The organism is Microcoleus sp. B5-D4, from assembly GCF_036705145.1.
Lineage (GTDB): Bacteria > Cyanobacteriota > Cyanobacteriia > Cyanobacteriales > Microcoleaceae > Microcoleus.
The window spans coordinates 1-13,095 of sequence record NZ_JAUBTV010000043.1 but is presented as its reverse complement, the minus strand read 5'-3'; the positions used below and the strand labels follow the sequence as shown (position 1 = coordinate 13,095).

Annotated in this window: 14 protein-coding genes; 8 read left to right on the top strand and 6 right to left on the bottom strand. The window is 46.3% G+C overall.

The window, feature by feature from the left end; all coding sequences use genetic code 11:
* Positions 1-101: 101 nt before the first annotated feature.
* Complete coding sequence (locus QUB10_RS19635) at positions 102-503, top strand: hypothetical protein (RefSeq protein ID WP_333056515.1); 402 nt, start codon at positions 102-104, stop codon at positions 501-503.
* 8 nt (positions 504-511) lie between these two features.
* Positions 512-880, top strand: a complete 369-nt coding sequence (locus QUB10_RS19630; RefSeq protein WP_333056516.1) for a type II toxin-antitoxin system PemK/MazF family toxin — start codon at positions 512-514, stop codon at positions 878-880.
* A gap of 208 nt (positions 881-1,088) precedes the next feature.
* On the opposite strand, the gene QUB10_RS19625 is transcribed toward QUB10_RS19630, so the two are convergent.
* The 4 genes from QUB10_RS19625 to uvrB are packed head-to-tail and all read right to left on the bottom strand — an operon-like array spanning position 1,089 to position 4,027.
* Entirely contained in the window at positions 1,089-1,349 is a 261-nt protein-coding gene (locus QUB10_RS19625) for a DUF4926 domain-containing protein (RefSeq protein ID WP_333056517.1), read from the bottom strand.
* Between the two features lie 56 nt (positions 1,350-1,405).
* Positions 1,406-1,768 carry a DUF5615 family PIN-like protein gene (locus QUB10_RS19620; RefSeq protein WP_333141537.1) on the bottom strand — a complete coding sequence of 121 codons (363 nt, stop codon included), beginning with the start codon at positions 1,766-1,768 and terminating at the stop codon, positions 1,406-1,408.
* Positions 1,765-1,998, bottom strand: a complete 234-nt coding sequence (locus QUB10_RS19615; RefSeq protein ID WP_424405108.1) for a DUF433 domain-containing protein — start codon at positions 1,996-1,998, stop codon at positions 1,765-1,767. The genes QUB10_RS19620 and QUB10_RS19615 overlap by 4 nt, the downstream gene beginning before the upstream one ends.
* 16 nt (positions 1,999-2,014) lie before the next feature.
* Positions 2,015-4,027 carry an excinuclease ABC subunit UvrB gene (gene uvrB, locus QUB10_RS19610; RefSeq protein WP_333204760.1) on the bottom strand — a complete coding sequence of 671 codons (2,013 nt, stop codon included), beginning with the start codon at positions 4,025-4,027 and terminating at the stop codon, positions 2,015-2,017.
* A 180-nt stretch (positions 4,028-4,207) separates the two neighbouring features.
* On the opposite strand from uvrB, the gene QUB10_RS19605 reads away from it, so the two are divergent.
* Positions 4,208-4,684: a hypothetical protein gene (locus QUB10_RS19605; RefSeq protein ID WP_333204758.1), complete on the top strand. Its 477-nt coding sequence runs from the start codon at positions 4,208-4,210 to the stop codon at positions 4,682-4,684.
* Positions 4,685-4,782: 98 nt separating this feature from the next.
* Here the strand turns inward: QUB10_RS19605 and urtA are convergent, their stop codons facing one another.
* Positions 4,783-7,710, bottom strand: coding sequence for an urea ABC transporter substrate-binding protein (urtA, locus tag QUB10_RS19600; protein WP_333204756.1), 2,928 nt, complete (start codon positions 7,708-7,710; stop codon positions 4,783-4,785).
* Between the two features lie 551 nt (positions 7,711-8,261).
* Between urtA and QUB10_RS19595 the strand changes: the two genes are divergently transcribed.
* The 5 genes from QUB10_RS19595 to QUB10_RS19575 all read left to right on the top strand — a co-directional run bounded on the left by QUB10_RS19595 (position 8,262) and on the right by QUB10_RS19575 (position 11,397).
* Positions 8,262-8,468, top strand: a complete 207-nt coding sequence (locus tag QUB10_RS19595) for a hypothetical protein (protein ID WP_333204753.1) — start codon at positions 8,262-8,264, stop codon at positions 8,466-8,468.
* Between the two features lie 386 nt (positions 8,469-8,854).
* Positions 8,855-9,037 carry a CsbD family protein gene (locus QUB10_RS19590; protein ID WP_333204751.1) on the top strand — a complete coding sequence of 61 codons (183 nt, stop codon included), beginning with the start codon at positions 8,855-8,857 and terminating at the stop codon, positions 9,035-9,037.
* A 77-nt stretch (positions 9,038-9,114) separates the two neighbouring features.
* The gene (locus QUB10_RS19585) at positions 9,115-9,558 is read left to right on the top strand and encodes a hypothetical protein (protein WP_333204749.1); all 444 of its coding nucleotides are present in this window, start codon (positions 9,115-9,117) and stop codon (positions 9,556-9,558) included.
* Positions 9,559-9,674: 116 nt separating this feature from the next.
* Positions 9,675-10,187, top strand: a complete 513-nt coding sequence (locus tag QUB10_RS19580; protein WP_333204747.1) for a hypothetical protein — start codon at positions 9,675-9,677, stop codon at positions 10,185-10,187.
* 427 nt (positions 10,188-10,614) lie between these two features.
* Positions 10,615-11,397, top strand: a complete 783-nt coding sequence (locus QUB10_RS19575; protein WP_333204745.1) for a DsbA family protein — start codon at positions 10,615-10,617, stop codon at positions 11,395-11,397.
* Positions 11,398-11,408: 11 nt separating this feature from the next.
* On the opposite strand, the gene QUB10_RS19570 is transcribed toward QUB10_RS19575, so the two are convergent.
* The gene (locus QUB10_RS19570) at positions 11,409-12,620 is read right to left on the bottom strand and encodes a transposase (RefSeq protein WP_333204743.1); all 1,212 of its coding nucleotides are present in this window, start codon (positions 12,618-12,620) and stop codon (positions 11,409-11,411) included.
* Positions 12,621-13,095: the final 475 nt, after the last annotated feature.

The window sequence follows — 13,095 nt, the reverse complement described above, 5'->3', positions numbered from 1 at the left end:
TAGGAATCTCATAGAAACCTCGATCGCCCTTCCCATTCATAAAATAGGATAATGGAAAAAGGCGATCGCACTTCACCCTAGAATCTTTCTCAACTAAACCCATGAGTACAATTCGCTTACAACTAGCCGAATACTTGAAATGTCGAGGTTTCACCCCCGAAAACTTAGTCGAAGCTGTGGGCGAAACACTCAATCCTGAAACCGTATACCAACTGATCGAAAAAGCAGAAAAGCTCAACCATTTAGACTTATCCGTCCTCGCCGCCATTATAGATGGCTTGAGCAAACTCAATGGTTTTCCAGTTAGCATCGCAGAAGTGCTAATATTTTTTCCTGACATTTCCGAGGAAGCATTGGCAAAATCGTCTTGGCGTCAACTTTACCTCGTCGATAATGAAATTCCTCCCTATGATTGGGGAGATGTAGACCCGATGAAACTTGGTCAACCCGTGCGCTATATACCGGGAGTAGGTGCTGTTATTCTTGAAGACGAAAGGGTATAGCAATAAGCGTGGCTAATAGATTCACCATCCGCGATATTTTACTGGTTGATTTCCCTCCTCAAACGCCTGCACTGCACGAACAGCAAGGAATACGCCCTGCTGTAGTAGTGGGGAGGTCAAGCAACACAGGTACGATCCGTTTTGAGCTTGTGATTGTTGTGCCGATTACCAGACAATCAGGAGATTGGACTACACAAAATCCAATTTTATACCCAAGTCTTCAGGCAGGAATGGGAAATCTAACGGCCGACTCGATAGTATTGCTGGATCAAGTACGCGCTGTAGATATCCGGCGAGTATTGCGCTATCTTGGCAGTTTAACCGCAGAAGAGTATCAGCCGATCGCAAATGGACTAAAAGCGATGTTTGGCTTTTGAATTATCCCTTCATTACCTAAACGTTTATCGCGCAGATGCTTAATACGATTCCCTACGGGATAGCTTCGCTTCACGCACTTTTTGCTGTTTTTCCTGCAAAAATTCGGCAAACTTGCTGGGCCCAAAGAAACCGGGTTTTTAGCGAATCTGTGGGCTACAGCGAAGTATTTTCGTAAAAAACCCGGTTTCTGAACCTCATGCGTAAGTCTTATAATTGCAACTGATGCGGATAAACTGTTTCAACACCAATCGTTTCTATAAATGCGCCCGGTTCATCCTGAGTTTCAGGAACAAAATCCCCGCCAACTTCCGCTTTCACCCATCCGCCAAACAATTCTACTAAATAAGCTTCACCATTCTTGAAAACCTCAACAATTGCTCCGGCTGTTTCTCGCGGTGCAATCTCGCCATCAGCGAGGGCGACTGCTTCGGTTAAATTAACTGCATCGAATAATTTAAACTTGCTCATTGCTGTCTCCCAACCGTTTATTGCACAAATGCTGAATACGATCGCACTTTCCTACTCTAAATAGGAAGTCGCCGTACTCGATAACGATTATCTTCCACTGTCACAATCGCACCTGTTTCCAAATCTTCACCGCACTCTGACAAAACAGCCAGCAATCTAGCACTAACAAACACTGGAATAGTGGTTTGCAGTCTAAAAATAATTACACTTGGAAGAGATTGAGAACTGATAGCCAAAAGCTCGCCAAAATCCAGGTCAAAAGTTAAAACAATTCGTTGCTCTTGGCGTGCTTTTTCCAGGATCTCAGAATCGGGCAAACGCTCCAATCCTTGCTCATTTAAGTGTACAGCATTATATCCCTGCTGGCGCAGTGCAAGCACCGTTACAGGAGACACACCCATGTCTGCCAAGAATTTCATGCTGGAGTCCCGCTAAATGGACGAATTTGCTCGTTCGTCAAAAATGCCGCATACTGGAGACTAGCTTTAATATCCTCAGCTTCCAAATAAGGATAAGCTGCCAAAATTTCCTCTACACTCATCCCATTTGCTACTAAACTCACTACCAAAGAAACAGTAATTCGCATTCCTCGAATGCAAGCTCTTCCTCCCATAATTTTTGGATCGAAGGTAATGCGATCGAACATCATATCCTCCCACTCTTCCTTAATGTCCCAATAGCTTATCCCGCAAATGCTTAATCCGATCGCGCAATTTACCCGCCTCCTCAAACTCCAACTTCTTAGCCGCCGCCTTCATCTGCGCTTCCAACCGCCCGATTAACTGAGGAATCTCATCCAAAGATAACTCGTTTACCTGTTCGTAAACCTCCTCCAACTGCTGAGAATTCAGCTTGCGCGACACATCCAAAAATGCCAAAATCGCATTACTCGATCGCTTTTTCGCGATCGGCTGCGGCGTAATCCCGTGCATCTTATTGTACGCTAGCTGAATCCCCCGGCGTCGATCCGTTTCATCGATCGCCTTAACCATACTATCCGTCAAATTATCCGCGTACAGAATAGCCTGTCCCTGAACGTGCCGCGCCGCCCTTCCAATCGTTTGAATCAACGAACGTCCCGATCGCAAAAACCCCTCTTTATCCGCATCCAAAATTACCACCAGCGAAACTTCCGGCAAATCCAAACCTTCCCGCAGCAAGTTAACACCAATCAATACATCAAACTTACCATCCTGCAAATCTTGGATAATTTCGATGCGTTGAATCGACTGAATTTCCGAGTGCAAATACCGCACTCTAATTCCCCTTTCCTGCAAATATTCGGTTAAATCTTCCGCCATCCGCTTCGTTAAAGTCGTCACCAAAACTCGCTCGTCCCGACTTACTCTCTCCTTAATTTCCCCCAACAAATCATCAATTTGTCCTTCCGTCGGGCGCACGAAAATAGTCGGATCTATTACTCCGGTAGGGCGAATTACTTGCTCTGCTACTCTGCCTTCCGATATCTCCATTTCCCAATCCCCAGGCGTAGCAGAAACAAAGATGCACTGATTCTCTTTTGCCCAGAATTCCTCTGCTTTTAAAGGGCGGTTATCGGCAGCGCTGGGCAAGCGAAAACCGTGTTCTATCAATACTTTTTTCCGTGCTTGGTCGCCGTTGTACATCCCCCGAATTTGCGGCACTGTGACGTGAGATTCATCTATCACCAACATCCAATCTTTCGGGAAATAATCAATCAAACATTCCGGCGGTTCCCCGGCATTTCTCCCTGCTAAATGCCTCGAATAATTCTCGACTCCGTTGCAGTAACCTACCTCGCGCAGCATTTCCAAATCGTAGCGAGTGCGCTGTTCCAACCGCTGAGCTTCTAATAGTTTACCCTCTTTTTCAAATTCTGCCAGTCGGTCTTCTAATTCGAGTTCTATTCCTTGGCAAGCTGCCTCTAATTTATCTTCCGCCGTGACAAAGTGGCGCGCTGGATAGATATTTAAAGCCGTTGAACTTTGCAGGATTTTACCTGTTACGGGGTCAACGTAGCGAATGGCATCGATTTCGTCGCCGAAGAATTCAACGCGAATAATTCTATCTTCGTAAGCAGGGCCGATTTCCAAAACATCGCCTTTAACGCGAAATTTGCCTCTGCCTAAATCTATATCGTTGCGGCTGTATTGAACGTTGACTAAATCGCGCAAAACTTGCCGCTGGTTGACTTCCATTCCTACTCGCAAAGGAATAGCCGCTTTCAGGTATTCTGCGGGCATTCCTAAACCGTAGATGCAGCTAATTGAAGCAACTACAATTACGTCACGACGTTCAAAGAGCGATCGCGTGGCTGAGTGTCGCAACATATCGATCTCGTCGTTAATTGCTGCCGTCTTCTCAATAAAAGTATCGGTGACTGCGATGTATGCTTCAGGTTGGTAGTAGTCGTAATAACTGACAAAGTATTCGACTGCATTGTTCGGGAAAAAATTTCGCAGTTCGTTGCACAGTTGAGCTGCTAGGGTTTTGTTGTGTGCTAGGACTAAGGTGGGTCTGCCGACTTTTTCAATCACCGAGGCAATGGAGAAGGTTTTACCCGTACCTGTGGCACCGAGTAAGGTTTGAAATCGATCGCCCGCTTCGATGCCTTTGACAAGTTGCTTGATCGCTAGCGGTTGGTCGCCTGTGGGCTGGAAGGGCGCTTGCAATTGAAAAGATGCTGCCGCAGTTACCATAGGAAAATGTAGCTATTACCCATAAATCTTAACAAAAATGCAGAGATTCTGCAATTTCGTTCAGAAAATAGTTAAACTTTGTAATATTATTTTAATCATCGGCCGAAATAGAAAGCAGAAAGCCCACCAAAGCAGTTGTCCGAACCCAGCAGTCAACAGCAATAAGCGAGGAAAATAATTATGAGTCTCACCCCCAAAAATAAAGGCAATGCGATCGCCCGTCGCGGTAAAGGCAGTTCCAAAAGCCAACCGACAGAACCCACGGATGCCAAAGCAACAGGAATTCAACTTTATCGGCCGCAACTCATGCATGACAACCGCCCTGTCGGCCCAGACGATTTTACCATCAGCGAGACCGTCTCGATGTCGGGGAATCGCCCGATCGGCATTAGCACCCTGCACCTCAGCGAAACCTACGGCATTGTAGGCAATCGCCCAGTCGAATCCAGCGACTTTGAAGTGGTTGCTACCATCGGCAATCGCCCGATCGGTTCCAGCGCCATGCAAGTCAGTGAAATGTTCAGTATGTCCGGTGCCCGCCCTATTGGCATCAGCACTCTTCACATTGATGAAGTTTACTCCACAATGGGAGGAAATCGACCAATTGCCTCAAACGAAATTGACGATAGCTCGGCATTAATGGGCTTCTTAGATTAATTAGTCAGTTGTTAGTTGTTAGTTGTTAGTTGTCATCTGCTACCAATAACTAATAACTAATAACTAATAACTAATAACCACTGCTAACAGTCAACTAACTACTTCTCGATACCCTGATATTTGCTCAATAAAGCAGCAAAGCGCTTGTAATCCACAGGCTTCCTCACATACTCCGCCGCTCCCAATTCCAAACCCTGATTTTGGTCGTCCAAAAAAGTTATCATAATCACTGGAATATCAACCAAATCTCGATCGGCTTTCAATGCCGACAGCACCGCCCAGCCGTCCATACTTGGCATCATCACGTCCAGAATAATCGCGTCGGGCAGCAACTCCTTAGCCAACAAAAGCCCCCCTTGACCGCTAGCCGACGATCGCACCCGAAATCCCTGTTTCGACAAGCAGCGAGTCATCAAATCCCGCGCGTCTGGATCGTCGTCAATCACCAGCACAGTAGCAGCATCGGGCAAATCCAGCGGTTGCGATCGCACTGCTTTTTGCTTCTCTTCAGTCGCCGCTACACTCGTTTCTAACTCCTCGCCATACTTCGGCTGCATTTCTGCGATTTCTCGATCTTCCTGCGCTTCTTTCGGGCTTTTAACCGCAATCGGCAACCGGATCGTAAAACTAGAACCGCAATCAAACTCGCTCTCAACCGTAATGTCTCCGCCCATCATCTGGCAAAATTTCCGGCTAATTGTCAGCCCCAAACCGGTGCCGCCGTATTTGCGGGTAGTAGAATCGTCCGCTTGAGCGAAAGCTCCGAATAGCCTCGACACCTGATCCTCCGTCATGCCGATGCCGGTATCGGTGACTTGAAACACGATCGAAGGCTGTTGACACCGAGAAGGATCTGTCGAGAGTTCTTCGGAATTGCCACGCGGCAAAACCTTCCCTTCTTCTTTCCAAACATTAATCCTAATTTTGCCTTGATCCGTAAACTTAGCAGCATTACTCACCAAATTCAACAGCGCTTGCCGCAGCTTCGACGAATCGGAGTAGATCGTGCCAATATTGCGATCGCAATTGACGATCAAAGTATTGCCATTTTTCCCTAGCGTCGGTTGGACAGTAGTGACAACCTGCTCGATCAAATCCAACACCTCAAAAGTCTCCAAGAAAAGAGTCATCTTTCCTGCTTCAATTTTAGAAATATCCAAGATGTCACTAATAATGTTGAGCAACTGCTTGCCTGCCATATTAATGCTTGCCAAATCCATCACAAACTCTTCTTCGCCGAGTTCCTGAGCTTCTTCTTGCAGCAGCTCGCTGTAGCCGATAATCGCATTCAAAGGCGTCCGCAACTCGTGAGTCATATTTGCTAAAAAAGTGCTTTTCGCCCGGTTGGCAGCTTCCGCAGCATTCTTAGCGACTTCCAATTCCTCCGATCGTTCCTCTAGCTGCCGCTGCCGCACCTCCAAACCGTTGAGCAAACTGCTAATTTGCTGAGCCATTGTATTGAGAGTAGAAGATAGCACCCCGATCGCGTCATTAGAAACAACAGGCGATCGAGCCGTCAAATCACCGCTGGCCATCTGTTCGGCAGTTTCCCGCAGCAAGCCCAGATTCCGAATAATTGCCGACACCGACACAAAAGCCACTATCCCCCCGATCAAACTCAAAACCAAAGCCCCCATCAGCCAGTGCTGAGTGCGGCTCGCCACCAAGAGAGTTTGCTGCACCAGCACCGCCATTGCTGCCTCAGAAACCGCCGCTGCCGGATGTGAGGCAGCCTCTATTGTCAGCAAATAGTTCTTCATCTCCACAGAACCCATCCACCCGACTCCCACCGCCATCCAAGTTATCAGTACCAAGATGACAAACAGCCCGCTCAAAGAAGCCCGAGTTCCCAAAGAAATCTGCCTCGGAGCAAATGCCGCCGCCCAAGGATAGGCTTTGAGAAAAGGATCTGGCGCAACCGGTGCGCCGGAATTCCAAATCTCCTCAATTTGACCGTCCACCCTCACCTGGCCAATCCGCACAGTTTTCCAGGTATGCTGCGTTTGGGCATCTATTTTTACCTTGCCCGAAGGCGCTGCCAACTCAATATTTTTAGCAGCCGCCCTGACTTTAACCACATCTGTCGAACCAGCTTTTTCTACTGCTTGCTTCCAGAGGTAAACACCCAAATAAGCCGCTTCGATCGGGTCATCGGTGACTCGATTTTCCCCGTATCGGGCTTTATAAGCCTTGACAAATTTCCGATTTTCCGGTGTATCCACCGTTTGAAAATAGTTCCAAACCACCAAATGTCCAGCAATATTGGACGGCCCGATCGCCCGCACTTCCTCTTCTGCTACGCTAACCGACATCACCGGCAAATCCTCGGGTTTCACGCCAGCTTCCCGCAACTTTTGGAAAAAAGCCACATTGGTGTCGCCGTTGAGAGTGTTGAGAATCGCATCTGGTTTCACTGCTAAGATATGTGCGATCGCCTCGCCCACTTCCCTCGAACCCAGCGGCAGATAAACTTCCCCCGCCAACTCTCCCCCCAGTGCCGCCAGTTGAGCTTTCACAATCCGATTTGCCGTGCGGGGAAAGATATAATCCGAACCTAACAGGAAAATTTTCCGCTTCCCCTGTGCGAGCAAGTAATTCACCCCAGGCACAATCTGTTGGTTGGGGGCAGCACCAGTGTAGAAAATATTCCGACACTGTTCTAGCCCTTCATACTGCACCGGATAGAACAGCAACCCGCTGCCGTGCTCGAAAGCCGGCTGTACAGCCTTGCGGCTCGCCGAAGTCCAACAGCCAAATACCACCGCCACCTGCGCTTCTAGGAGCAATTGCTTAGCTTTTTGAGCAAAAATTTGCAAATCGCTGGCTCCATCTTCTATAACCGCTTCCAAGGGGCGTCCAAGCACCCCTCCCGCCGCATTAATTTCCTCAACAGCCAACAGCGTCGCATCTTTAACAGAAATTTCGCTGATGGACATCGTGCCCGTCAGCGAATGCAACACGCCTATTTTGATCGGCTCACGAGTCGGGCCGGCTGCTTCGAGGGGGTTACTGCTCCTTGCTCCCATAGGGTTTTAGATAATTTTTACTAATAACAGAAATTTTAGTTCGATCCTGCTGGAAGTTAGCCTTGAGGCTAACTCTTGTTTAGCAGATTATTTAACCCGATCGCCACCAAACGGGGGAATCGGTACACCCTGTTGATTTTAACGGTCAAACTCTCAGCATAGACTTAAGTCTGCACAAAACTGCCTCCCATTTCTCTCTTCATCTTTTACCGATGTCCAAAGAGCCTCATACAACAACATTCGACACTTAACGCCATCCCGCGCGCCGCAGAAAAATTCTCCCCCCTCCTCCCCTTTCCCCAACTCATTCACTGCCCCGCGCCTTGCGACTCACCAAGCAATCTCACGCACTATTCCCCTTCCCCTATCTCCTTTCTGGCAGAGGGAAGTCTCCGTGATTTATCTTAACTATAAAACTCAAAACTCTTCACCCGTCCCTATCTCCCTTCAGGCAGAGGGAAGTCTTCGTGATTACCCTTAAGATAGATATAAGGTTAACTTCTAAGTACCCTTGTTAAAAATAATTTTTGCAAACAATAGGGGAAAAACTAATGAATATTGAAGAAAATGCGACCCATACTGGCAGCGAAAATCAAGTAACGCTACCAAAATCAAAGGAAACATTGCTCGGCGAGGAAACAGAAAAAGCCCTCGGTCAGCAAAAACAAGAAAATGCTCAAACTATGCGCGCTGTGGAACAGTTGAAAGAAGAACTTCAGCAGAAAATAGATGAAGAATGTCATCACAAGGTAGATTAAAACTAATACGGAATTTGTTCGGGTGTGGGTAAGATGCGGTCTTGCCCACACCCGCCTTTTTAAGGCCGAATTAAATATAATTTTTAAATTATAAATTATTTGGGTTTGAAAAAATAGTCTTGGACGCACGGGCGACCCTCCAGCAGTTTTTTACAAAAATACTTGATTGCAGCCAGCAGAAACGGTAAAAAAACAATAATTAAGTATGAAAGTCGCAGTTAGTTCAAGACTGCAAATAACTGTTCCCTATGCCATATTCCATATTCCCTATTCCATTTGTTATTTATTCTTTCTTCCTAGAGGTAGAGTGCAACGCAGCTCCTAGTTACCTATGATGAGTTCATTAAGTAAAAAACGTCAAATTAGATACAGATAGGGAGAAACCAATGAGCACTAAAGATAGAGCAAATGCAACTGGCGACAACATCGCAGGCAAAGCTCAAGAAGCCCTAGGCAATGTTACTGGCGATCCGAAGGATAAAGCAGAAGGCAAAGCCAAGCAGGCAAAAGCTGAAGCTGGTCACGCGATCGAAGATGTAAAAGATGAGCTCAAAAAGAAACTAGACTAAGCCTAATACTAATTGAGAGGGTCGAGCAACCTGACTCTTTCAATTATCCCAAATGTTTTCTGAACGGAGGAAAAAAGGTGAGTTTATTGCAGCAGAGTCGCAAAATAATTGCGGGCGTACTTTTGGTATTAATGCTGGCAGTTACTACTGCCTGCTCGCCCAGCGTTTCAGCCCAAAAACCGACTGATGTACCTGTAGCAATTGGTGGCAGTCAGGGTTATTACGCGCAGCTAGAACGTGGCAATACCGCCGCAGGTCAAGATTTTGGTCAATGGGTAACAAAAACGGCTAAGGGCTTGGTTCAGGATGCTTACGTCCGCGACAATAACAAATTGGGAGTTGTAATTACCCCGCAAGTCCGCCCGACTGAAGTGAAAGATTTGGCGAAATCTCTAGCACAAGGTTTTCACCGCAATTTCCCCAATCAGGATGTAAGTGTTTTGGTTTATGCTCCTGACAAAAAACTGATTTTGACTGCTAAGTACGACCAGCAATCAAATCAAATTGAATACAAGTCTTGACCTGGTTAGAAAGCTTAAATTATAGCCGCGCGACGGTTTAATATTCCGCAGTTTTTTGAAGCCGAAACAATCTCAAGTAGAGACGGAAATGTTTTGTAGATTGGAAGGGATTTACCATGAGTAGCAGCGATAATTACAAGAGTCAAATCATGAAGGATTTGGCCCAGGGAAATCGAGAAATGATGCCGGAGACAACGGGTGAAGATTACGAAAATTTTGACGATTTTGCTCAGAGAACTTCGCCGGCTCAGCGCAAACAATTATTCGGGCGTTCCCTGAATCACGACTCTCTCCCGCCGGCTCAGTTGGAACCGGAATTGCAAAAGGCGATCGCCCAAATTAAGCCCAATGAACGCGACGACGTGGCCCGCGAATTCTTCAAGCATTTGGGCAAGAGAGGATTGGACGATCGCCAATTGGAAAAGCAGCTAGGACTTTCTACCCACCACGCCAGCCGCATGAATGCTGACGATGTTACCAAGCTGGCCTCGTTCACCTATCACAATCACCCGGATATCTTCCGAGAAGTGCTGGCCGAACAGCCGAGTTTGATGAAGTTTTTGGGCAATCCAGTTGTTGCGGGTATTTTGGGAATAGTTGCGGCTAAATGGCTCAACAACCGCAAATAATCTTGGATTCAGACAAGCCTAAAAACTGATAATACGTGCAGCAAATAAAAGGACGATCGCCGGGGCGATCGTCCTTTTATATTTTATATCTAGTCCTGTAAAATAACCATGAGCGCGTTTGTAGTTAAGACTTGAGTCCTCAGAATCTGATCGCGACTCAAGTCCTCACTACAAACCTTTTTTATTGGGGTCGTTGGAGACGAAATTATATTATAATAAATCCCAATGATTTAAATTTTAATTACTAGGTTAGTCGGTGTTCAGGTGATTAACACCCCTTGCCAATTACCGACTACGAATTACCGATTGCCACCGAATAAATATTGGTCAGGGATAAAAATAACAGCACAACAGTAAACTGCCGTATACCTGACACTCCGCAAAATTAAATGTAGGATTAAGTGTTGTCGTGAATCAGAAAAAAAAGATGAACTTATCCACTATTTGGCGAAAAATCCGCAGCCAGCAAGCCTTCTGCTTGGCTGTACTCCTGGCAGGTTGCCTGGTATTTATCGGTTGTTCCCCCGCGCAGTCAGCGGCTGGCAATTCAGTCGATCCCAAGTTGAAAGAGCAAGTCTTGCAGGTTATCCGCGAAAACCCGCAAGCAATTTTAGAGTCGGTACAAGCGTACCAGCAACAGCAGCAGCAGTCTCTCAAAGCAGCGCAGGAATCATTTTTGCAGGAGATGAAAACTAATCCCAAATCGGCGATCGGGGATTCTCCCAGCACGGGTTCAGCTTCGCAGCAGATTGTACTTTTAGAATTCTCTGACTTTCAATGTCCGTTTTGCGCGCGCGCTCACGATACTGTCAAGCAGTTTATGGCAAAACACCAGGACAAAGTTACTTTAGCTTACAAGCATTTACCCTTGACTTCAATTCACCCTCAAGCGCTGCCAGCAGCTAAAGCAGCTTGGGCGGCGGGCCAGCAGGGCAAATTCTGGGAATATTACAGCGCTTTGTTTGAAGGGCAGAAAGATTTAGGCGAGCCATTGTACGGATCGATCGCCCAAAAGCTCAATCTAAAATTAGATAAATTCAACACCGATCGCAACAGCCCCGCTGCCGAAGCCGCCATTGAGAAAGACGTGCAACTCGCTCAACAACTGGGCATTCAAGGCACTCCGTTTTTTATTATGAACGGCAAAACTTTCTCCGGGGCGATCGAGCTTTCTGAGATGGAAAGCATTCTCGCATCTGTCTCGAAATGACACTCCCCTGGCTAAAGCCGAGGGGATTCTTGATTCGCAGAATCAACTTGCCGATGCAGAATTACTTCAACATCGGTAGCGGTCAATTCTCCACAAGCGTTCGGATCTAAGATCCAAGTTCCGACGTGCCCCGCCGTACTCAATCCCCGACTTAGGATGTTTTTAGCTGCGTTGTAGTCACGATCTAACACGCACCCGCACCGACAAGCGTGGGTTCGTGTTGATAGACTTTTCTTAACAACCGTCCCGCAGCTAGAGCATTCTTGACTTGTTCCATTTGCTGGCACAGCAACTGTAATTCTTCCGAATACTTTGCCGAAATATTCCAGCCAGACTCGAAACATATACCAAGATGCGTCGTTAATCGATTTAGCTAAGCAGTGATTCTTCACCATGTTTTTAATCCTCAAATCTTCATAGACTACACAGTCGTTGGACTGGATAACGCATCTTGCCAACTTCACGGCAAAATCTTTACGCTGTCTACTTATTTTGAGGTAACGTTTTCCTAGAATCACTCTAGCTTTTTTTCTATTTTCTGAACCTTTGACTCGCTTTGAGAGCCGTCTTTGGGCTTTCTTTAATCGGCGCTCTCCTTTGCCCAGAAAACGCGGATTTTCGACTGTAACACCATTGGAGTCTGTGTAGAACTCTTTGAGTCCCACATCTAATCCAATAGCATTGCCTGTAACTTCAACCTTCTCGGAACGGTCAACTTGAACGCAAAACTGGATGTAGTATCCATCGGCTCGTTTGACTAAGCGCACTCGCTTAATTTGGCTAAGCTGATAGAAATGTAAGTCTCGCGTTCCTTTCAGCTTGAGTTTTCCGATGCCTTTTTTATCGGTAAAAGTGATAGATTTTCGGTCAGTTGCCATCCGCCACCCGGTCGTTTTATATTCGACCGACCGATTGTCTTTCTGAAACTGCGGAAAACCCTTTTTTCCGGGAATTTTCTTTTTACAGTTGTCGTAGAATCTGGCGATTGCCGACCACGCTCTTTCTGCGCTTGATTGTCGAGCCATGCTGTTGAGTTCATCGCAAAACGTCCATTCTTTAGCTAAAACAGCACTGTACTTATTCAAGTCATACTTGTTGACTTTTTCGTTTTCCATCCAAAAGCGCAATGCTTTGTTACGGATGAACTGCACTGTTCTAATTGCTTCATCTACAGCATCGAATTGCTGCTTTTTACCGTATGCTTTGAATTCAAAAACTAGCATGACTTCGACCTCATCACGATATTCTTACGCTAACAGCACTAGCTTAATATCATCAAAGTGTTTACAAGACTTTACAGAGTTGTATCCTAAGTTGCAATCCTAATATCTAATGAAAGATACTGGGAGGCTAAAGCCTCCTTCTCCCTTTCATCCCCGGACTAAAGTCACGGGGTTTTCATGTTGGATTTCTTTGACACTCCCCAGCTATCAGGCGTGGGGATTCTTAATTCAGCGACTGACCTTAAAATTGACTATCCTTACGGCATTACTTAAACCAAATACCCGTTCAATTGAACCAAGTATCGAGCCTAACTTAGACAATCCCAGTGGGTCTATCTCCAAAAGCGTACTAGAATATTTATCTAGAGTTTGGGTATGCCCTACCCTACTTAACAATCCAGGGTAAGCTCATCTAATTTGGTATAAATTGTACTTGACAAAACAAACAAAATACACAGGTAGCCCGCTCGTCATT